The sequence below is a fragment of the Streptomyces sp. NPDC048623 genome (assembly GCF_040650755.1).
Classification (GTDB): Bacteria; Actinomycetota; Actinomycetes; order Streptomycetales; family Streptomycetaceae; genus Streptomyces.
Window position 1 is genome coordinate 52,687 of sequence record NZ_JBEZHV010000010.1, and the last position, 21,526, is coordinate 74,212.

At 74.8% G+C, this 21,526-nt stretch carries 15 protein-coding genes and 1 pseudogene; 3 read left to right on the top strand and 13 right to left on the bottom strand.

Annotation, left to right across the window (positions count from 1 at the left end):
* Positions 1-10: 10 nt before the first annotated feature.
* From AB0C73_RS16795 to AB0C73_RS16835, 9 genes are all read right to left on the bottom strand, one after another.
* The gene (locus AB0C73_RS16795; protein WP_362530123.1) at positions 11-919 is read right to left on the bottom strand and encodes a LysR family transcriptional regulator; all 909 of its coding nucleotides are present in this window, start codon (positions 917-919) and stop codon (positions 11-13) included.
* Between the two features lie 4 nt (positions 920-923).
* The gene (locus AB0C73_RS16800) at positions 924-2,123 is read right to left on the bottom strand and encodes a glycine C-acetyltransferase (RefSeq protein WP_362530125.1); all 1,200 of its coding nucleotides are present in this window, start codon (positions 2,121-2,123) and stop codon (positions 924-926) included.
* 19 nt (positions 2,124-2,142) lie between these two features.
* Complete coding sequence (gene tdh, locus AB0C73_RS16805; RefSeq protein ID WP_362530479.1) at positions 2,143-3,171, bottom strand: L-threonine 3-dehydrogenase; 1,029 nt, start codon at positions 3,169-3,171, stop codon at positions 2,143-2,145.
* Between the two features lie 211 nt (positions 3,172-3,382).
* On the bottom strand, positions 3,383-4,963 hold the full coding sequence (locus AB0C73_RS16810; protein ID WP_362530127.1) for an NAD(P)/FAD-dependent oxidoreductase: 1,581 nt from the start codon (positions 4,961-4,963) through the stop codon (positions 3,383-3,385).
* Positions 4,964-5,026: 63 nt separating this feature from the next.
* A complete protein-coding gene (locus AB0C73_RS16815; RefSeq protein WP_362530130.1) occupies positions 5,027-7,165 on the bottom strand; it encodes a serine/threonine-protein kinase in 2,139 nt (712 codons plus the stop codon).
* Positions 7,141-8,097 carry an oxygenase MpaB family protein gene (locus tag AB0C73_RS16820; RefSeq protein WP_362530133.1) on the bottom strand — a complete coding sequence of 319 codons (957 nt, stop codon included), beginning with the start codon at positions 8,095-8,097 and terminating at the stop codon, positions 7,141-7,143. Before AB0C73_RS16820 ends, AB0C73_RS16815 begins: the two co-directional genes overlap by 25 nt.
* Before the next feature lie 38 nt (positions 8,098-8,135).
* Positions 8,136-8,591: a hypothetical protein gene (locus AB0C73_RS16825; protein WP_362530134.1), complete on the bottom strand. Its 456-nt coding sequence runs from the start codon at positions 8,589-8,591 to the stop codon at positions 8,136-8,138.
* A gap of 35 nt (positions 8,592-8,626) precedes the next feature.
* Complete coding sequence (locus AB0C73_RS16830; protein WP_362530137.1) at positions 8,627-9,901, bottom strand: hypothetical protein; 1,275 nt, start codon at positions 9,899-9,901, stop codon at positions 8,627-8,629.
* A gap of 42 nt (positions 9,902-9,943) precedes the next feature.
* On the bottom strand, positions 9,944-10,291 hold the full coding sequence (locus AB0C73_RS16835) for a hypothetical protein (protein WP_362530140.1): 348 nt from the start codon (positions 10,289-10,291) through the stop codon (positions 9,944-9,946).
* Positions 10,292-10,407: 116 nt separating this feature from the next.
* Between AB0C73_RS16835 and AB0C73_RS16840 the strand changes: the two genes are divergently transcribed.
* Entirely contained in the window at positions 10,408-11,466 is a 1,059-nt protein-coding gene (locus tag AB0C73_RS16840; protein WP_362530143.1) for a LuxR C-terminal-related transcriptional regulator, read from the top strand.
* A 57-nt stretch (positions 11,467-11,523) separates the two neighbouring features.
* On the opposite strand, the gene AB0C73_RS16845 is transcribed toward AB0C73_RS16840, so the two are convergent.
* From AB0C73_RS16845 to AB0C73_RS16855, 3 genes are all read right to left on the bottom strand, one after another.
* Complete coding sequence (locus tag AB0C73_RS16845; RefSeq protein WP_362530145.1) at positions 11,524-12,714, bottom strand: acyl-CoA dehydrogenase family protein; 1,191 nt, start codon at positions 12,712-12,714, stop codon at positions 11,524-11,526.
* Positions 12,715-12,925: 211 nt separating this feature from the next.
* Complete coding sequence (locus AB0C73_RS16850; RefSeq protein ID WP_362530148.1) at positions 12,926-13,138, bottom strand: hypothetical protein; 213 nt, start codon at positions 13,136-13,138, stop codon at positions 12,926-12,928.
* A gap of 155 nt (positions 13,139-13,293) precedes the next feature.
* Positions 13,294-17,043, bottom strand: coding sequence for a BTAD domain-containing putative transcriptional regulator (locus tag AB0C73_RS16855; protein ID WP_362530150.1), 3,750 nt, complete (start codon positions 17,041-17,043; stop codon positions 13,294-13,296).
* A gap of 80 nt (positions 17,044-17,123) precedes the next feature.
* On the opposite strand from AB0C73_RS16855, the gene AB0C73_RS16860 reads away from it, so the two are divergent.
* Both AB0C73_RS16860 and AB0C73_RS16865 read left to right on the top strand, forming a co-directional pair.
* A complete protein-coding gene (locus AB0C73_RS16860) occupies positions 17,124-19,202 on the top strand; it encodes a SpoIIE family protein phosphatase (RefSeq protein ID WP_362530153.1) in 2,079 nt (692 codons plus the stop codon).
* 75 nt (positions 19,203-19,277) lie between these two features.
* Positions 19,278-20,288, top strand: a complete 1,011-nt coding sequence (locus AB0C73_RS16865; RefSeq protein WP_362530156.1) for a PHP domain-containing protein — start codon at positions 19,278-19,280, stop codon at positions 20,286-20,288.
* A gap of 237 nt (positions 20,289-20,525) precedes the next feature.
* Here the strand turns inward: AB0C73_RS16865 and AB0C73_RS16870 are convergent.
* Positions 20,526-21,497, bottom strand: a pseudogene (locus AB0C73_RS16870) (DUF6183 family protein); the annotation flags it as partial.
* Between the last annotated feature and the right edge of the window lie 29 nt (positions 21,498-21,526).

The window sequence follows — 21,526 nt, forward strand, 5'->3', positions numbered from 1 at the left end:
GCGCCCCTGTCTACAGGGTGGGTTCCGCCGCTGCCCGCAGCGCTTCCAGGACCGGGCGGATCAGCGGGTGTTCCTCCGCGCCGCGGCGGACCGCCGCGAAGACGCGGCGGGTCGGGGCCACGCCGTCGACCGGGCGGACGACCGCGCCCGTGAGGTCGGTGCCGAGGAGCGCGGAGCGCGGGACCAGAGCGACGCCGGCACCGGCACCGGCGAGGGCGACGACGGCGCGGAAGTCGTCGGAGACGTGCTCAAGGCGGGGGGCGAAGCCCGCGTACTCGCAGGCGAGGACGGTGACGTCGTGGCAGGGGTTGCCGGCGGACTGGCCGATCCAGGGGTCCTTGGCGAGGTCGCCGAGGGCGACCCGCTCGCGGCCCGCGAGGGCGTGGTCCGGCGGCAGGACCGCGTCGAAGGGCTCCGCGTACAGCGGGACGCGGGTGAGACGGGCGTCGTCCTCGCCGGGGGCGCCCCGGTACTCGACGGCGACCGCCACGTCGACCTGCCGGTCCAGGACCATCAGCAGGCTCTCGTCGCCCTCGGCGTCCTGGACGCGCACCCGGATGCCCGGCGCGGTGCGGGCGAGGGAGCCGATGGCGGGGGCGACGACCAGGCCGATGCCGGTGGCGAAGGCCGCCACCGTGACGGTGCCGGCCTCGCCCGCGCTGTACGCGGCGAGCTCGGCCTCGGCCCGTTCCAGCTGGGCCAGGACGGCGTTGGCGTGGCTCAGCAGGATCTCCCCGGCGGGCGTGAGCCGGGTGCCCCGCGCGCCCCGCTCGACCAGCCGGTGGCCGGTCTCCTGCTCCAGGGCGGCGAGCTGCTGGGAGACCGCGGAGGGTGTGAGATAGAGCGCGGCGGCAGCCGCCGTGACGGTACGGTGGTCGGCCACCGCCCGGAGGATGTGCAGCCGCCGCGCTTCGATCATGCCCCTAGTCTCGCAGGGCGGCGCGCGCGTCGACGAACGCGTCGACCGCGCGGTTCACGTCCTCCGTGGAGTGCGCGGCGGACAGCTGCACGCGGATGCGTGCCGCGCCCTGCGGCACCACCGGGTACGAGAAGCCGATCACGTACACCCCGCGCTCCAGGAGCAGCTCGGCCATGCGGCCGGCCTCGGCGGCGTCGCCGATCATCACCGGCGCGATGGCGTGGTCGCCGGGAAGGATGTCGAAGCCCTCCTCGGTCATCCGGCGGCGGAACAGCGCGGTGTTGGCGTTGAGCCGCTCGCGCAGGTCGCCGGCGGACTCCAGGAGGTCGATGACCTTGAGGGAGGCGGCGGCGATCACCGGCGCGAGGGTGTTGGAGAACAGGTACGGGCGCGAGCGCTGGCGCAGCAGGGCGACGATCTCGGCGCGGGCCGCGACGTAACCGCCGGAAGCGCCGCCGAGGGCCTTGCCGAGGGTGCCGGTGATGATGTCGACGCGGTCCATCACGCCGTGCAGCTCGGGGGTGCCGCGGCCGCCGGGGCCGACGAAGCCGACGGCGTGCGAGTCGTCGACCATGACCATGGCGTCGTAGCGCTCGGCCAGGTCGCAGATCTCGGCGAGCGGCGCGACGTAGCCGTCCATGGAGAAGACGCCGTCGGTGACGATCAGCTTGCGCCGGGCGCCGCCCTCGTTCGCCTCCTTGAGCTGCTGCTCCAGGTCGGCCATGTCGCGGTTGGCGTAGCGGAAGCGGCGGGCCTTGGAGAGGCGGATGCCGTCGATGATGGAGGCGTGGTTGAGGGCGTCGGAGATGACCGCGTCCTCGGGGCCGAGCAGGGTCTCGAACACGCCGCCGTTGGCGTCGAAGCAGGAGGAGTAGAGGATCGTGTCCTCCTGGCCGAGGAACCGCGACAGGCGCGCCTCCAGCTCCTTGTGGACCTCCTGGGTGCCGCAGATGAAGCGGACGGACGCCATGCCGTAGCCCCAGCGGTCGAGCGCGGCGTGGGCGGCGGCGACGACGTCGGGGTGGTCGGCGAGGCCGAGGTAGTTGTTGGCGCAGAAGTTCAGCACCTCGCCGGGGCGGCCGCCGGCCGTGACCTCGACGGTGGCGGACTGGGGGGTGCCGATGACCCGCTCGGGCTTGTGCAGGCCGGCCTGGCGGATCTCTTCGAGCGTGGCGCGGATGTCGTCGCGTACGGAGTCGAACATGTCAGGGAGCTCCCGGGTCTCAGACGGTCCAGTCGAGGATGATCTTGCCGCTCTTGCCGGACGCGGCGTCGTCGAAGGCGGCCTCGAAGTCGGTGTACGCGTAGCGGCCGGTGATGACCGGGGACAGGTCGAGCCCGCCCTCCAGGAGGACCGACATGGCGTACCAGGTCTCGAACATCTCGCGGCCGTAGATGCCCTTGATGGTGATCATCGAGGTGACGATCCTCGCCCAGTCGACGGCGAAGTCCTCGGCGGGCAGGCCGAGCATGGCGATCTTTCCGCCGTGGGTCATGTTGGCGACCATGTCGCGCATCGCGCGCGGGTTGCCGGACATCTCCAGGCCGACGTCGAAGCCCTCCTTGAGGCCGAGGGTGCGCTGGCCGTCGGCGATGGTCTGCCCTGCGACGTTGAGCGCGAGCGAGACGCCGGTCTTGCGGGCGAGCTCCAGGCGCTCCTCGCTGACGTCGGTGATGACGACATGGCGGGCGCCGGCGTGCTTGGCGACGGCGGCGGCCATGATGCCGATCGGGCCGGCGCCGGTGACCAGGACGTCCTCGCCGACCAGCGGGAAGGACAGGGCGGTGTGCACGGCGTTGCCGAAGGGGTCGAAGATCGCGGCGACGTCGAGGTCGACCGGGACCCGGTGCACCCACACGTTGGACGCGGGCAGCACGACGTACTCGGCGAAGGCGCCGTCGCGGCCGACGCCGAGGCCGACGGTGGCGCGGCACAGGTGGCGGCGGCCGGCCAGACAGTTGCGGCACTTGCCGCAGACCAGGTGGCCCTCGCCGCTGACCAGGTCGCCGGCCTTGATGTCGGTGACGTCGCGGCCGGTGTCGACGACCTCGCCGACGAACTCGTGGCCGACGGTCATCGGCGTCGCGATGGTCTTCTGCGCCCAGCCGTCCCAGGAGCGGATGTGCAGGTCGGTGCCGCAGATACCGGTCCGCTTGACCTTGATCAGAACGTCACCGGGGCCGTACTCCGGCTCGGGAACGTCCGTGAGCCAGAGTCCCGGCTCCGCCTTCTGCTTGACCAGTGCCTTCAATGTCACGGCTCCCGACGTACGTGTCCTGTGATGTGCCGGGTCCGGGCGCGACGAAGCGCCCAAGATCCCTGGGGAAAATCTTCCGTACGTCGGTAGCCATGGTCCATCGAGGATTTCTTAAACGCCCTCGCAGATCACCTTCACACCGCTGGCGGACGCGCGTCTCGCGTCAACCCGCGTCCGTCAACCCGCGTCCGTCAACCCGCGTCCGTCAGCCCGCCGGTCCTTCGAGCACCGCCATCGCCGCGTTGTGCCCGGGTACGCCGCTGACCCCGCCGCCGCGGACCGCGCCCGCGCCGCACAGCAGGATGTTGGGCCGGCCGGTCTCGACGCCCCAGCGGCCGCCGCCCTCCTCGCCGTACGGGAAGGACAGATCGCGGTGGAAGATGTGCCCGCCGGGCAGCCGGAGCTCGCGTTCGAGGTCGAGCGGGGTCTTGGCCTCGATGCAGGGCCGGCCGTCGGCGTCACGGGCCAGGCAGTCGGCGATCGGCTCGTCGAGGCGGGCGTCGAGCTGGGCGAGGGTCGCCTTCAGCAGGGCGTCGCGGGCGCCGTCCGGGTCGGCCGCGAACAGCCGGGCGGGGGCGTGCAGTCCGAACAGGGTGAGGGTCTGGTAGCCGCGCGCGGCGGCCTCGGGGCCGAGGATGCTCGGGTCGGTGAGGGTGTGGCAGTAGATCTCCGAGGGCGGCGCGGCGGGCAGCCGGCCGGCGGCGGCCTCGGCGTGGGCGGCGGCCAGCTCCCCGTACCCCTCGGCGATGTGGAAGGTGCCGGAGAAGGCCTCGCGCGGGTCGACGGAGCGGTCCCGGAGCCTGGGCAGCCGGGTGAGCACCATGTTGACCTTGAGCTGGGCGCCCTCGGCGGGGGTGGGCGCCGGGTCGCCGAGGAGGGCGGCGAGGGCCTGCGGGGAGGCGTTCACCAGGACGTGCCCCGCTCCGGTCACCCCCTCGCCGTCGGGGGTGCGGTAGGTGACCTCGGCGTGGCTGCCGTCGGTCTCGATCCGGGTCGCCTCGTGGTCGGTGAGCACGGTCGCACCGGCGGCGCGGGCCACGTCCGCGAGGGCGTCGGTGAGCGCGCCCATGCCGCCGACGGGGACGTCCCAGTCCCCGGTGCCGTTGCCGATCACGTGGTAGAGGAAGCAGCGGTTCTGGAGCAGGGAGGGGTCGTGGGCGTCGGCGAAGGTGCCGATGAGGCCGTCGGTGAGGACGACTCCGCGCACCAGGTCGTCGGAGAAGTGCTTCTCGACGGCGACGCCGAGCGGCTGCTCGAAGAGCATGTCCCAGGTCTCCGCGTCGTCGACCAGGGCGCGCAGCCCGTCGCGGGTCGGCAGCGGCTCGGTGAGCGTGGGGAAGATCCGGCGCGCGGCGCGCGCGGTGCGCCCGTAGAAGGCCTCCCAGGCCTCGTACTCGCGCTCGGAGCCGGTGAGCGCGGCGAAGGAGGCCCGGGTGCGCTCCCGGTCGCCGCCGACCAGGAGGCCGGAGTCGCCGTAGGGGGTGTACGAGGAGACGGAACGCTTCCGCACGGCGAACCGCAGCCCCAGCTCGCGCACGATCTTCTCGGGGAGCAGCGAGACGAGGTACGAGTAGCGGGACAGGCGGACGTCGACCCCGGCGAAGGGCCGGGTGGAGACGGCGGCGCCGCCGGTGTGGCCGAGCCGTTCGAGGACCAGGACGCTGCGTCCGGCGCGGGCGAGGTAGGCGGCGGCGACGAGGCCGTTGTGCCCGCCGCCCACGATGACGGCGTCGTAGGAGCCCTGCGGTGCGGACGAGGGCACGGAGGCGGAGGCGGAAGCTGTCATGCCCCTTGCTAACACCGATCGGCCGGTCCCACCAGGGTGCGTACGAAGCCGCGCGGGTGGTTCCTACCCCCGCAGGCGGTCCCGGCAGTGGGCCTCGTCCGCGCGGGCCGTGCGGGTGGCGGGGTGGTCCGGGCCGAGGAGGCGGGTGCGGGCCTCGGTCACCTGGTGGTGCGCGGCGAGGGCCTCCTCCCAGCGCCCGAGCCAGCCGAGCGCGATGGCGGTCTCGCGGTGGCTGGCGAGGGTGTCGGCGTGGTCGGCGCCGAGCACCCGGGCGCGGGCCCCGGCGACCTCCCTGGCCTCGGCCAGGGCGTCCTCCCAGCGCCCGAGGCGGCCCAGGTTGACGCCCAGGCCGTGCCGGGCGCGCAGGGTCTCCGGGTGCTCGGGTCCGGCGGTGCGGGTGCGGGCGGCGACGAGCTCGCGGTAGAGCGCCTCGGCCTCCTCGGCGCGGCCGAGCCGGCCGAGGCAGATGCCCGCCTCGTAGCGCGCGGCGAGGGTGTCGGGGTGATCCGGGCCGAGCACCCCGGCGCGGGCCTCGGCGACCTCGCGGTACTGGGTGAGCGCGTCCGCCCAGCGGCCGAGGCCGCCGAGTGCGTGCCCCACCTCGTACCGCGTGGCCAGGGTGTCCGGGTGCTCGGGGCCGAGAAGGCGGGCGCGGGCGTCGGCGACCTCGCGGGCCGCCGCGTACGCCTCGGGGACGCGGCCGATCCGGCCGAGGGTGTACGCCAGGTTGTGGCGGCAGCGCAGGGTGTCGGGGTGCTCGGCGCCCATGGTGCGCTCGCGGGCGGCGAGCACCGTCTCGTACACCGCGCAGGCCTCGGTGTGGCGGCCGAGGCCGCCGAGGACGTAGCCGGTCTCCTGACGGGCGGCGAGGGTGTCGGCGTGGTCGGGGCCGAGGGTGCGGGCGCGGCCCTCGGCGACCGCCTCGAACTGGCGCAGCGCCTCGGCGGGGCGCCCGAGCCGGGCGAGCGCGAAGCCGAGTTCGTAGCCGCTGGCGAGGGTGTCGGCGTGGTCGGCGCCGAGGACGTGTCCGCGGTCCCGTTCGACGGTACGGAGCAGGTCGGCGGCCTCCCGCCAGCGGCCGAGCCGGCCGAGGCCGAGGCCCGCCCGGTGCCGGCCGGCGAGCACGGCGACGAGCTCCGGGCTCGCGGCGACGGTCGGCTCCGGCCCGCCGGAGCCGGACTCCCGGGTCCAGGCGACGGTCAGCGCGGCCGCCGCCTCGTGGCCGGGCACGGCGGGCCGGCCGGCCAGGGTGAAGGCGGCCGGGCGGCCCCGGACGAGATCGCGGGCGAGGGCCCACGCCGGCAGAGCGGGCGGCGCCGGCGGCGGCAGGGTCCAGGCGCCGCTGGTGCGGCCCGAGGCGAGCCGGTCGCGCAGCTCGGCGGCGTCCGACGGGCGCCCGTCGGGGGTCTTGGCGAGCAGGTCGAGGACGAGCGTGTCGAGGTAGCCGGGGAGTTCGGCGCGGTGGCTGCGCAGCGGCGCGGGCACGGTGTCACGGTGGCCGATGAGGATGGCCCAGGTGTCGTCCAGGTCGAAGGGCGGCACACCGGTGGCGATCTCGTAGAGCACGCAGCCCAGCGAGTAGAGGTCGCTGCGGTGGTCGACCTCGCCGCCGCCGATCTGCTCCGGGCTCATGTAGTGCGGGGTGCCCATGGCGATGCCGGTGCCGGTGAGGCGGGAGGTGAAGCCGATGTCGGCGCCGAGGCGCGCTATCCCGAAGTCGCAGATCTTGACGGTGCCGCCGTCGCCGAGCCGCACGATGTTGGCGGGCTTGAGGTCGCGGTGCACCACGCCCTGGCGGTGGGTGTAGGCGAGGGCCTCGGCGACCTGCTCGGCGATGTCGACGACCTCGGGCACCGGCAGCGGCTGCTTGCTGTTGTCGCTGAGCAGCTGGCTGAGGTTGCGGCCCTCCAGGAGCTCCATGACGAGGAAGAGCACGCCGTCGTGCTCGCCGAAGTCGTGCACGACGGTGATGCCCCGGTGCTGGAGCGCGGCGGCCACCCGGGCCTCGCGCCGGAAGCGCTCGCGGAGCACGGCCAGGTTGGCCGGATCGCGCTGCTGGCCGAGCGGGCGCAGGCACTTGACGGCGACGCGCCGGCCGAGCGATTCGTCGGTGGCCCGCCACACCTCGCCCATGCCGCCGCGGCCGATCACCTCGTGCAGCCGGTACCGGCCCTGGATCAGCCTGGTGTCCGTGTCCGCCATCGCGTGCTGTCGCCCCCGTCTGCCCCGTTGTGATGCCGGTCTGCCTCGTCGTACTGCGGCCCCTTCCCCGGCCCGTCCAGTATGGCTGCCTCCTCGGACAGTCTGAACGGCGCGGGTCGGGTCTGCGGGCCGAGCCGGTCCATCGCACGCAGGATGTGCCGCGGCGGCAGCCGCCAGCGCAGCCGCCCCGGGATGCAGCGCAGCAGATTGGCGGTGGCGGTGAGACGCCGGGTGACCGTCTCGGCGGGCGGCGCGGGCCTGCCGTACAGCTCGTGGGCGTACGGGGGCAGGGAGTCGTACGCGAGGGCGGCCACGCGCCGCCAGAACACCTCGCGCGCGGGCACGAGGGCGGGCGGAACCGGGGGCCGGCGCAGGAAGTCGTCCACGGTACGGGCGTCCGCCCCGGCGGCGAGCCGTGGCCGGATCTCGACGAAGTACGCGTCGAGCGCTGCGGTGCCGCCGGGCACCGTGCCGGGGTCGAGGCCGACGAGCCGGGCTGCGGTGCGCTGCTCGTCGACGTAGCGGTCGGCCTGGGCGTCGGAGAGCGGGATGCCGGAGCGGCGGACGACGTCCAGGTACGAGTCGATCTCGGCGCAGTGCACCCAGAGCAGCAGTTCGGGGTCGTCCACCCCGAGCAGCCGGTGGATCTTGCGCACGCGGGCGCCGGCCGCCTCCGCGGCCTCGGTGGTGCCGTAGCTGAGCGTCCCGACGAAGCTCGCGGTGCGCATGAGGCGGCCCCAGGCGTCCTTGCGGAAGTCGCTGTTGATCATGACGCCGCGGACCGCGGCGGGGTGCAGCGCCTGCAGGTACAGGGCGCGCACCCCGCCGATCCACATGACCGGGTCGCTGTGGAGCTGCCAGGTGACGGACCGGGGGCCGAAGAGGCCGGGGTCGGGTGGGGGCGCGGGCGGTGTGCTCGGGCCGGGTTCCATGACTTCAGGCTAGGCGCGGCGGGCGGGGACGGGAACGGTCAGTGCCAGACCGTCTGCACCGAGTCGAACTGCACCCAGGTGATCGGGTTGCCGGTGTTGGCGCCGAAGAGGGTCACGGAGCCGGCCGCGTTGATCTCGAAGCGGCAGGCGTTGACGCCCTGGCTGTTGTTGCGGGGCGCGGTGGCGCGCACGGTGGCGGTGGGGAGGGCGAAGCCGTCGGGCAGCCGGCCGATCCGGGTGTCGGCGGTGAGGCTGCAGGTGATCAGTCCGCGGGCCTGGAGGAAGGTGGTGCCGGCGAGGGTGACGAGCCGCACCTCGGGGGTGGCGGCCGCGTTGGGGGTGATCCCGGGCTCCAGGACCAGCGGGGTCCAGGCCCCGGCATCGACGGTGCCGGCCTCGGCGGCGGCCGGGGTGGCGGCGGCGAGGCCGCCGACGGTGAGGGCGGCGGGCAGCGCGAGGGCGGCGCCGAGGACGCTGCGGCGGTTGTGGGACATGGGACTCCTTGTACGCGTGGGGGGGTGGGGGGTGGTCAGCGCCAGACGGCGCTGAAGGCGTCGAGCTGGGCCCAGGCGATCGGGGCGGTGGTGCGGGCGCCGTAGAGCCGTACGGCGCGGTCGCTGCCGACCTCGACCCGGGCGACGGCGGGCCCGGTAGGCGTGTCGCCGGTGGGCACCGTGGCCCGGGCGGTGACGCTCGGGGTGAGGGCGTCGGGCAGTGTGCCGAGCACGGCGTCGGCGGTGAAGGGGCCCTGGACGCCGCCCGAGAACTGCAGCGTGGTGGTGCCGGCGAGGCTGATCAGCCGGGCGCGCGGGGTGTGCTGATATGCCGTCACCCCGGCGGCCGGGGCGAGTGGCTGCCAGTCGGTGAGGACCTTGACACCGTCGGTCTCGGCGGCGCCGGACAGCGACATGATCGTGCAGGTGCGCGGGGCGGGGTCCTCGCAGGCGAAGCCGAGGTGCAGGTGCGGCACGCCGTCGCGCACGGAGACGGCCAGCCCCTCGGCCTCGCGCCAGGCGAGGCCGGGGCCCGCGGTGATGTGCTGGTGGTCGAGCTGGGCGCCGGTGGCCCACTCGAAGGCGGTGAGGTACGTGTTGCCGGGCAGCGGCACGGTGTCGAGGCTCTGGCCCTTGAGCGTGTAGAGCACGCCGGCGTGGGACGCGTACCCCTGGAAGTCGGTGCCGTCGGCGGGGACGGCCGGGACGAGCAGCTGGAGGGCCTGCCAGTCCCCCGCCGCCGCCCGGGCCAGGTCGTAGCGCGCGTAGGTCGTCGCGCCGCCGAGGCTGTAGCGGAGCACGAGTTCGCCCGCGCTGTGGTCGATGGTGGGCGTGAGGAAGCGGGCGGCCGGGTCCGGGGTGTAGGCCGGGGTGTGGCGGGCGGTGCCGGAGTCGACGACGTCGCCGTCGGCGTACTCGAAGGAGACGACGGCGGTGCCGTACCCCTCGTTCTTGCTGTTGGGTGTGGAGGCGGCCTCGGTCCACAGCCAGATCGTCCCGGCGCGGTTCTCGACGCCGAGGTTGACGCCGTGTCCGAAGCCGCGCAGATACATGTGCCCGGCGATGGCGCCGGCCTCGGTGAGGCGGGTGAGGCAGAGGTCGCCCTGCGTCTTGCGGGTGGCGTAGTCGACGGGGGCGGGCTCGTCGGGCAGCTGGAGCCCGCCGTCCATGATCTGGAGGACGAAGACGTCGCCGGAGCCGGGGTCGATGCCGAAGGACTGCATGACCGTGGTGTTGTGGAGCGGGCGCCGGTGGAGCAGTTTGCCGACCGGGCCCGCGATGTCTATCTGTCCTGGGATGGTGACGCTCAAGGGCACGGCTCCTCGACGAGCTGGGGGACTGTCATGACAGCGTCATGATCGAACCGTGTCAGTCTGCCGCATGTCCTCCAGCGGCTGCAGGTCCTCCCGCGACCGCACGTCCTCCTCGACGGCGAGTACACGGGTCCGCGGACGCCCGGCGAGGGCGGGCGAGTTGGCCGGTTCCGCCCAGACCGTGGCGGTGAGGAAGCCGAGGAAGCGCTCGGCCTGCTCCGCTTCGGCGAAGCCGAGGTCCACGACGACATAGGCGGGGTCGTCGAGCGGGCGGCGCACGGTGTGCCGCAGCACTCCGGCTTCGGCGCGGGCGGCGGCGAAGCGGTCGAAGGCGCGCTTCCACACGGCGTAGTCGGTGACGGGGTGCTCGATGTGGAGGGTGATCACGGTTCCTCCTGGTGATCGTGGTCGCACAGGTGACGTTCCGTCCTCCCAGGGTGGAGCGGGGCGGCGCGGCGGCGACATCCCAGATCCCTGGGGTTCCGGCCCGTACGCTCCGCTCCATGCCCTCCCCCACGGCGTACGACCGGTCGTACGAGCGGATCACCCGGATCTGCGCGGCGGCGGCCGGCGGTGACACGCGGGAGCTGCGGGAGCTGCGGGTGCGGCTGTTGCGGGAACTGCGGCCGGTGCTCGGCTTCGACGCCTTCGCCTTCCTGCTGACCGATCCGGTGACGGAGGTGGGCTGCGCCCCGGTGGCGCGCATCCCCGACGTACAGGACCTGCCCCGGGTAGTGCGGCTGAAATACTTGACTCCGGTCAATCGTTGGACCTCGCTGACCGGGGCCGCCGCGCTCAGCGGGTACGAGCCCGGGGCGCGCGGCCCGATGTGGGCGGAGGCGCTGCGTCCGCTGGGCGTGCGGGACCTGGCCTCGATGGTGTTCCGGGACCGGCACGGCTGCTGGGGCTTCCTCGATCTGTGGCGGTACGGGGCGGAGTTCGGCCCCGCCGAGCTCGGCCTCCTGGACCGCTTCGCGGCTCCGGTGACCGCGGCGTTGCGGGCGGGGCAGGCGGCGACGTTCACGGCCCGGCCGGCGGGCACCGTGCGGCCGGGTCCGCTGGTGCTGCTGCTCGGGCCGGACCTGCGGGTGCGGGGCCGTACCCCGGAGTCGGACGCCTATCTCGCCCGGCTGATCCCGCCGGAGGAGGGCAGCGCGCCGGTGCCGGCGGCCGCGTACAACGTGGCGGCACAGCTGCTCGCCCGGGAGGCGGGCGTGGACGGGCATCCGGCGCGGGCCAGGGTGCATCTGGCGGACGGGCTGTGGCTGACGCTGCGGGCGGCCCGGATCGAGGAATCGGGGGGTGGGGCGGAGGGGCTGATCGCCGTCACGATCGAGGAGTCCACACCGGCGGAACGCCTGGAGATCTTCGGCCGGGCGTACGGACTGAGCGAGCGCGAACGGGAACTCCTCGCGCTGCTCGCGGAGGGCGCCGACAGCCACGCCCTGGCGGGCGCCCTGTTCCTGTCCGAGCACACGGTGCAGGACCATCTGAAGTCGGTCTTCGCGAAGACCGGCACCCACAGCCGACGAGCACTGCTCGCCCGGGCCCTGGGGACATGACCCCCGCCCTCCGGATCGGCGCTCCTCGTGACGTGGCCCTCGTCGTGGGCCGGTCGGTCAGCGGCGGACGCGGGGCATGCCCAGGCCGATCCAGGAGATGATCTCGCGCTGGATCTCGTTGTTGCCGCCGCCGAAGGTGAAGATGACGGCGGAGCGGTAGCCGCGTTCGAGCTCGCCGTGCAGCACCGCGCCGGCCGAGCCCTCCTTCAGTGCGCCGGCCGCGCCGGTGACCTCCATGAGGGCGGCGTAGGCGTCGCGGCGCGCCTCGGAGCCGTAGACCTTGACGGCGGAGGCGTCCTGGGGGGTGAGGGTGCCGTTCTGGACGGCGTTCACCATCTGCCAGTTGAGGAGTTTCATCGCGTCGAGGCGGGCGTGGGTGCGGGCCAGGGTGCGGCGGACCCAGCCGAGGTCGAGGACCCGGCGCCCGTCGGCGAGTTCGGTGCCGGCGGCCCAGCGCTGCACGTCGTGGAGGGCGCGGATGGCCATCGTGCCGTGGGCGGCGAGGGTGACGCGCTCGTGGTTGAGCTGGTTGGTGATCAGCCGCCAGCCCTTGTTCTCCTCGCCGACCCGGCGCGAGCAGGGGACGCGGACGTTCTCGTAGTAGCTCGCGGTGGTGTCGTGGGAGGCGAGGGTGTTGATGAGGGTGCAGGAATAGCCGGGGTCGGACGTGGGGACGAGCAGCATGGTGATGCCCTTGTGCGGCGGGGCGTCGGGGTCGGTGCGCACCGCGAGCCAGACCCAGTCGGCGGTGTCGCCGTTGGTGGTCCAGATCTTCTGGCCGTCGACCGTGTAGTGCCCGGTGGTCTCGTCGCCCTCGCGCACCGCCCGGGTCTTCAGGGCGGCGAGATCGGTGCCGGCGTCGGGCTCGCTGTAGCCGATCGCGAAGTCGATCTCGCCGGAGAGGATCCGGGGCAGGAAGTACGCCTTCTGCTCGTCGGTGCCGAACCGCATGATCGTCGGTCCGACGGTGTTGAGGGCCATCAGCGGCAGCGGTACGCCGGCCTGGGCGGCCTCGTCGAAGAAGATGAACTGCTCCATCGCGCCGAGCCCGCGCCCGCCGTACTCGGTGGGCCAGCCGACCCCCAGCCAGCCGTCGGCACCGAGGCGGCGCACGGTCTCCCGGTAGAAGCGCTTCTGGGCGGCCGGGTCGGCGTACCGCGCGTGGACGTCCTCGGGGACCAGTTCGGCGAAGTAGGCACGCAGCTCGGCGCGCAGGCGGTGCTGGGCGGGCGTGTACTCGAGATGCATGGCGTCTCCCGTGGCCGATGGCTCCGCGCGGTGCTGCGCCACGGTAGAACGTGTTCCATAAATGCGGAAGGCCCGCGCCCCCTGCGCCTGCGGAAGGCGTGCGCGACCGCGGCAGGAAGGCCCGTACGACCGCGGAAGGCCCGGGCGCGGGCCGATGGCGGCGTACGGGCCTGTCCGTCTCCCGCCTCAGGGCGCGCCGTGCGCCCTCAGGTCAGGGGAGCAGCTCGTCCATGCAGGCGCGCCGCCCCTTCTCCGCCATGCGCCGCTCGGCCCAGGCCAGATTCTTCGGATTCACGTCACGGCCGGAGGCGAGGACCACGTCCTCGGCCGTGTACTCGCCCTCGGACCCCGAGTGCAGCAGCCGGTCGGGCGTGGGCATGTCCCCCCCGGCCCCCCGGGACGTCTTGTCGGTGTCACCGTTCATTCCGTGAGCCTCCTCTTCTGCAATGTTCTGCAGGCACTGGCCATTCTCGTGTCCCGCTCGCGGCCCCGCATCCGGGCCGGTGGCCGGGCGGTGGCGGGCCCTGTACCGGGTCCGGGTGACCGCCGTACGGCCGCTGACCCCGTGGATGCGGCTGGTCACCCTTGGTGTCGCTCCGGTGATCGGCGCGCCGTGCGAGCGGGTTCCGTTTCCCGTACGAGCGCCGCCGCCTCACGTACGGTGAGCGCGCCGCCCTCCTCGTGACACGCGGTGAAGGCCTCCGGTGCGAGGACGGCGCGCAGGGCACGCTCGGCGTGCACGCGGACCGAGGCCTCGGTGGTGGCGGTCAGCGGGCGGATGCCCGCGCCGCCGGGGGTGGTGCGGTGGGCGTCGTACGCGCCGAGGAGCCGCGCGCCCTCCTCGGCGGCGCCGCTCCCGGCCCGGGCCCAGGCGGCGGTGGCGAACTGGGTGACGACGAGATACGGCGCCACCAGGTACGCCAGGGCCTCCATCTCCCGTACGGCGCCGCCGAGTCGGGCCTCGGCCGCCGCGAACCGCCCGTCCACGCAGTCGAGCCAGGCGCCGAGCCCGTCGAGCATGCCCTGGAACAGGCCGGGGGTGAGCTCGCCGAACTCTGTCTGCATGGAGTGCAGTTGCTCCCGGGCCAGTCCGGTGCGGCCGGTGTTGCCGTAGTGCTGGGCGAGCAGCAGCCGGGCGGTGCTGACCGCCTCGACACCTGACTCGCCGGACGCCTCGGCCGCGTCGACCAGCATCCGCTCGGCGGCCTCCCGCGCGGCCGGGTCGGCCGCCACCTCGGGCGTCCGGAGCCGGACGGCCGCCAACAGCGCCCGGAACACGGGGATCTGGGAGCGCGCGCCGAGCAGGGCCACCGCGTCCACGGCGCGCTCGAAGTCGGCGGCGGCCTCGGCGGTGCGGCCCGCCCGCTCGTACGTCTCACCGCGGGCGGCCAGCGCCTCGGCGATCCCCCACGCGTCGCCGGCCTCCTCGAAACGGGCCAGCGACTCCTCCGCGTCCCGCTCCTGCCCGCCGAGCAGCTTGGCGCGGATCAGCAGCGCGAAGGCGACGTCCCAGCCGTCGCCGTGCGCGCGGGCGGCGGCCACCAGCGCGGCGAGCGTCTCGTCGAGGCCGGCGAAGCGGCCCGTCATCAGCTGGGAGAAGAACCACATCGTGCCGGGGTGCCGGCAGACCTGCGGCAGCCCCGGCCGGTACGCGGCGATCACCGCGTCGAGGCGTGCCCGGGTCTCCGACTCCTCCGGCGCGGTCGCCCGGCCCCCTCCCTCCGTGGCGAGCACCAGCATCCGCCCGCCCCGCCGCGCCTCCCACAACCGCTCCCCCGCCCACGGCGGTGCCACATCCCCACACCGCCCCTCGAACGCCTCCGCGGCCCGCACGGGCGCCCCGAACGGATCGGGCCCGAGCCCGGCCGCGGCCCGCGCCCAGGTGCGCGCGTCATGATGATGGTTCCGCAACTGCCAGAACCAGCTCATGGCCAGCACGACGCACAGCACATCCTGCTCGGCCCCCAGGCGCACGGCGGTACGCAGCGCTCCCCGGATGTTGTCGTGCTCGACCTCCAACCGCGCGAGCCCGAACCGCTGCCGCGGCCCGCGCAGCTCGGGGTCGGTGAGCCGGGCGAGCTCGCGGTAGTACGTGAGGTGCCGCCGCTCGGTGGCGCCCCGGTCCCCGCCCGCCTCGCCGCCTGCCTCCCCGTCCGCCTCGTCGAGCCGCTCGGCGGCGTACTCGGCGACGGTCTCCAGGAGGCGGTAGCGCATACCGGCGTCGGTGGGGGTGGCGACGACGAGGGACTTGTCGACGAGGGAACCGAGGACGTCGAGGACGAGGGTGGCGGGGACGCCGGCGGGAGCGTCGGCAGCACCCGCAGCCGGGCCTGCGGTGAGGCCGCCGGGGGCGGCCGCGCCCACAGGGGCGTGGGCGAAGCCGACGGGCGCGGCGGCGGAGCCGCGCGCGATGCCCGGGGTCGCTGCGACCGAGACCATATCGCCGTCGGAACCGCCGAGTCGGCTGCCGGCGGAGCCGGGCAGACCGGCAGAGCCGGACGCGGCCGCCGTCCCGGACAGGTCGGGACGGCCGGGGGCCGACGCGCCCGCCGGGGCCGGGGCGGCATCCGGGCCACCGCGGTGACCCGGCGCCGGCATGGCCGGGCCGACGGGTCCGCCGGGCAGACCCGCAGAGCCGCACGGGCCGGGCGCCGGGCCGATCGGCCCGGCGCTCTCCGGTTCCGCGCAGACCGCCTCCGCCGCCTCCAGGTCGCAGCCGCCCGTGAACACCGACAGGCGCCGCAGGACCGCACGCTCCGGCTCGTCCAGGAGGTCCCAGGACCAGTCGACGACCGCGCGCAGGGTCTGCTGGCGGGGCAGGAGGGTACGGGCGCCCGAGGTCAGGAGACGGAAACGGTCGTCGAGGCGGTCGGCGATCTGGCGCGGCGTGAGCATGCGCAGGCGGGCCGCGGCCAGTTCGATCGCGAGCGGCAGACCGTCCAGACGGCGCACGATCTCCGCGGCCGCCTCCCGGTCCCGGCCCTCGTCGACCGAGAAGCCCGGGCGGGCCGCCGCGCCCCGCTCGGCGAAGAGCCGCAGCGCGGTCGCCTCCGGCAGCGGGCCCACCGGGCGCAGCACCTCCCCCGGGACGCCAAGCGGCTCACGGCTGGTCGCGAGGACTGTCACGCCCGGACAGCGGGCCAGCAGCTCGCCCGCCAGTCTCGCCGCCGCGCCCACGACGTGTTCGCAGTTGTCGAGGAGGAGGAGAAGACGGCGGCGCGCGCAGTGGTCCACCAGGGCGGCGAAGGGGTCGTGGGCGGCCGCGTCCGGGAGGGTGGAGCCGCTCCAGATCTGGGTCTCGTGGGCGTCGACAGCGGCCAGGACGGCGGTGGAGACGTCGGACTCCTCGCGGACGGCGGCGAGTTCGACGAGATGGACCTGAATCCCTGGGGCAGTGCCGGCGGCCGCCAGGGCGAGGCGGGTCTTGCCGACGCCGCCGGGGCCGGTCAGGGTGACGAGCCGGGAACGGGTCAACTCGTCGGTCACGTCGCGCAGTTCCGCGTCACGGCCGAGGAAGGAGGTCAGCGGGGCGGGCAGGGCCCGCCGCACCTCGGGCGGTGCCGGAGGGGAAGCGGCCTCGGCACCTGCCAGCAACTCCCGGTACAGGGCGGTGAGTTCCGGGCCGGGCTCGGTGCCGAGATGGTCGGCGAGCGCGCGGCGGGCCGTCTCGTAGGCGGCCAGCGCCTCGGCGGGCCGGCCGGCCGCACGCAGGGCGCGCAGGCGAAGGGCGTGCAGGGGCTCATCGAGGGGGTGCTCGGCGGTGAGGGCGGCGAGTGGGGCGAGGGTCTCGCGGGCGCGGCCGAGGGCGACGTCCGCGGCGAGCCGGTCGCGCCGGGCGCGGTCGCGGCGCGCTTCGGCCCGTACGGCGAGCGGGTCGGCGGCGTGGCCGGGCAGGTCGGCGAGGGCGGGCCCGTACCAGAGCCCGAGGGCGCGGTCGAGGAGCCGCGCGGCGCGCTCGGGCCGGGCGGCGTCCAGCTCCCGTACCGCCTCGTCGGCGAGCCGTTCGAAGCGGAAGAGGTCGATGTCGTCGGGGGCGGCGGCGAGGCGGTAGCCGCCGGGGGCGGAGACGACGGCGCCCCGGCCGAGGGCCCGGCGCAGCCGCCCCACCAGGGCCTGGAGGGCGGCGAGCCGGTCGTCGTCGGTGTCGTCGGCCCACACCTGGGCGATCAGGGCGTCGGGGGCGACGGTGCGCCCGCCCGCCGCGGCGAGCGCGGTGAGCAGGGCCCGGAGCCGGGCGCCGCCGAGGACGGCTTCGCCGCCGTCGGCGCGACGGGCCCGGGCGGGCCCGAGGACGCGGTAGGACGGGGCGGGGTCTGGGGGCGACTGCACCGGGCCATTCTGCCGAATCCGCCCGCGTGGCGTCGTCCGAGCCATGGCGTGCGCGGGGTGCCGGTTCGACAATGAGGAGGATGACCGATGAGGAGCGGAGCACGCGCGGCGGCGAGATCGGGCCGACCGAGCGCCTCGCCATGAACCGCACCGGCAGTTTCGACTGGGATCTCGACACCGGCACCATCGATGTCGACGACGCGGGGCTGCTGGTCTTCGGCGTGGAGCCGGACGCGTTCGACGGGCGGCCGGGGACGCTCGTGGGCGATATGGACCCCGCCGAGCGGACCCGCCTGGAGCGGGTGATCCGGGACGCGATCACCGGTGGCCGGTCCTCGTACACGGCCCATGTACGCCTGGAGCGGGGCGACGGTACACCCCAATGGACGCATGTGCAGGCGCGGATCCTGCGCCGGGACTCCGGGATGGCGCACCGGATCGTGGGGATCGTGCGCGACGCGACGGCCGAGGTGACGCACTCGGCCTTCGTGCTCGATCTGGAGAAGCGCCGCGAGGCGCAGACGACGATCGTGGAGCGGACGACGCACGCGCTGTCGCGGGCGGTGACCGTGGACGACGTGACGGCCGCGCTGACCGGTCCCGGCGGGCTCGCGCGGCTCGGCGCGGAGGGCCTCGCGCTGGGCCTGGTGGAGCACGGTTCGCTCAATCTGATCGCGCTGACCGGGGAGTCCCTGGAGGCCTTCGAGGACTTCCGCAGCCGCCGTCTGGACCGGGGGCTGCCGCTGGCGGAGACGGTGCTGAGCGGCCGGCCCCGTTTCGTACCGTCGTTCCTCACCCTCGCGCAGGACTTCCCGGAGCTGGCTCCGTACGTGAACCGGATGCCGTTCCGGTCGGCCTGCTATCTGCCGCTCGTGGCACAGGCCCGGTCGCTCGGCGGGATGGCGCTGTTCTACCGGCGGCGCAGCACGTTCAACGCCGACGAGCGCAATCTGCTGCTCGGTCTCGCGGCGATCGTGGCGCAGTCGCTCCAGCGGGCGATCCTCTTCGACGAGGAGCGGGAGCTGGCGACCGGGCTGCAGGCGACGATGCTGCCGCGCCGGATCCCGGAGATCACGGGCGGCGAGATCGCGGTGCGCTATCACGCGGCGTGGAGCGGACGGCAGGTCGGCGGCGACTGGTACGACGTGATCCCGCTGCCGCGCGGGCGGGTCGGGGTGGTCGTGGGCGACGTCCAGGGTCACGACACCCACGCCGCCGCGATCATGGGGCAGCTGCGGATCGCTCTGCGGGCGTACGCGGGCGAGGGCCACGCCCCGTCCACGGTCCTGGCCCGGGCCTCCCGCTTCCTCGCGGAACTGGACACGAATCGCTTCGCGACCTGCACGTACGCGCAGGTGGACCTGGCCGGCGGCACGGTGCGCGGGGTACGGGCGGGGCATCTGGGGCCGCTGATCCGGCACACCGACGGGCGGGTCGGCCGGCCGAAACTGCGCGGTGGGCTGCCGCTGGGGCTCGCGACGGTCTTCAACGACGAGGAGTTCCCGGAGACCCGCCTCGACCTGGTGCCGGGCGAGACGCTGGTGCTGTGCACGGACGGTCTTGTGGAGCAGCCGGGTACGGACATCGAGTCGGGTCTGGACGCGCTCGCGGAGGCGGTGGGCAGCGGGCCGCCGCAGGCGGAGGCGCTGGCCGACCATCTGTCGGAGCGGCTGTGGGAGCGCTGGGGCTCGGGCGACGACGTGGCGCTGCTCGTCCTGCGGCGCAGCCCCGACCCCGGCACGCCGAAGGCGCCGCGCATCCACCAGTACATCCACCAGGCCGACCCGCAGGGCCTGTCGGACGCGCGGTCAGCGGTGGGGCAGGCGCTCGTGGACTGGGGCATGCCCGAACTCGCCGACGACGCCGAGCTGTTGACGGGCGAGCTGCTGGTGAACGTCCTCCTGCACACCGAGGGCGGCGCGGTGCTCACCCTGGAGGTCCTTCCCGAACCGGTGCGGCGGGTACGGCTCTCAGTGCAGGACCGGTCGAGCGCCTGGCCGCGCCGGCGCACGCCCGGTGAGGCGGCGACGTCGGGGCGCGGGCTGCTCCTGATGGACGCGATCGCCTCGCGGTGGGGCGTGGAGCCGCGCGGCGAGGGCAAGGCGGTGTGGTGCGAGATCGGACCGGGCTCGGCGAACGGCTTCGGCGGCGCGGGCTGAGTCGGGGTCGGGGCCGAAGGCGGGCTGGGTCCGGGGGTGGGCCCGGACCGCCGCGAGTGAAGGGTGGTGCGGGCGATGGACCCGGTGGCGGCGCTGGAACGGATCGCCTTCCTGCTCGAACGCTCGCAGGCACCCACGTATCGCGTACGGGCGTTCCACACCGCGTCCGCCGCCATCACCGCCCTCGGCGCGGAGGAGACGGCGGCGCGGGCGGCCGCCGGGACCCTGGAGTCCGTGAAGGGCATCGGTCCCAAGACGGCGGCCGTGGTGCGCGAGGCGCTCGCCGGGCAGGTGCCGGAGTACCTGGAGCGTCTTGAGCGGGAGATCCCGGTCCCCGAGGTGCGGGGCGGCGAGACGCTGCGGGCGGCGCTGCGTGGCGACTGCCACGTCCACTCGGACTGGTCGGACGGCGGCAGCACGATCGAGGACATGGGCCGCACGGCGGCCCGCCTCGGCCACGCATGGACGGTCCTGACGGACCACTCCCCCAGCCTGAAGGTCGCACGCGGACTCTCTCCGGACCGCCTGCGCGAGCAACTGGACGTGGTGGCCCGCCTGAACGAGGAGTGGGCGCCGTTCCGCCTGCTCACCGGCATCGAGTGCGACATCCTGGAGGACGGCTCGCTCGACCAGGAGCCCGAACTCCTCGACCGGCTCGACCTGGTGGTCGGCTCGGTCCACTCGAAGCTCCGGATGGACGCCCGCGCCATGACGCGGCGCATGGAACGTGCGGTGCGCAACCCGCTGTTGGACGTCCTCGGCCACTGCACGGGCCGCCTGGTGAGCGGCGGCCGGCTGCGCCCCGAGTCCGAGTTCGACGCGGACCGGGTCTTCGCGGCCTGCGCGGAGTCCGGCACGGCCGTCGAGATCAACAGCCGCCCCGAACGCCTCGACCCGCCCCGCCGGTTGCTCCGCCAGGCGGTCGCCGCCGGAGTCCACTTCGCGATCGACACGGACGCCCACGCCCCGGGCCAGCTGGAGTGGCAGATCTTCGGCTGCGCGCGGGCGGAGGAGTGCGGGGTGCCGGCGGAGCGGGTGATCAACACGTGGGGAGTGGAGGAGCTGTTGGCGTGGACGCGGGGGTAGGGCGGGGGCGGTGAGCGGGCTGGTGCGTGTCCGGCAGGAGCGCCGCCCGCCCCTTGGGACAGCCGCTCACGGCGTCCGGTGCCCGGGGCCTCCCCAGGCGCCGCCAGGGCCGAGGGGAGGCAGCGAGCGTGCGGCCAGGCGACGCGGGCATGGGGCACGCCCGCGGCACCCCTCCCAGGACTCTCCGGTCACGCCCGGGGCCGGGCCCCGAGGGCGGCTGGCCGCCTCGATCCGCGCTCAGTCCGTGTCCGTCGCCGCGAGGACGGCGAGACGGCGCCCGTCCGGGGACAGGGCGGCAAGGCCGATGTCCCAGGCCACCTGCTGGAACCAGTCGGTATCGGCCTTGAGCTCGTACCAGTCGCAGTCCCTCGCCCGCGCCTCGATCTCGCCCGTCGTGGCGTTCTCCGGGTCCGGGCAGCCGGCGAGGGCCGCCAGGGAGCGCCAGGCGAGGAGTCGGCCGTAGGCGCCGTACTCGCCGTTGTTGTACGCGCCGCCCCAGGAAGCGGCGGAGAAGAGGGCACGCCAGGCATCGGCCGGGTGTGAAAGCCCGGCCGCCGGGCGGGTCTTCGGGCCCACCCCGTGCAGACAGGCGAGGCCCAGGGTGGGCAGGGCGGCGGGAATCCCGAACGGGGAAAGTTCCTCGTCGAAGGTGAAGACCCGGGCCTCGATCGTGCCGTTGGAACCCTCCGTCCAGTTCGTGACGGCCGAGGCCAGAGAGGTGGCGGTGCCCGGATGCTCGGCCGTCACGTCGCGGGCGGCCGGCACCCGGACGTCCGGGGCGGGCATCGCGACGACGTCGCCGGGCCCGTAAGGCATGGTGTGGCTCTCGCCGCCGCGCGCGTAGTGGTGGGGAAGATCGGCGCCCTCCTCCAGCGGAGAGCGAGTCAACGGGAGTCCGCCCAGGGGGTGGTGGCGCCAGTGCGGGGAGGTTGCCCACCGCGCGATCCCGGGGATCTCGTCCACGGCGGCGCCGCGCAGCACGAGCTCGTGGACGAGGCAGGCGCGCAGTTCCTCCGAAGCCGGTCCGCGGAAGACGGCGACGAGGTCCTCGGGGCGCTGGGCGGAGGCGAGGACCGAGGCGAGGGAGCGGGCGCGGCCCCGGACGGCAGGATCGGCGCTGCTCGCCAGGCGGAGGGCCTGGGCGACGTTGTCGGCGCCGGGCGTGAACGCGAGCAGCCGCAGCAGGTCGTCACGGACGTAGCCGTACTGCCGGACGCCCTCGCCGAGCCCGGTTCCCG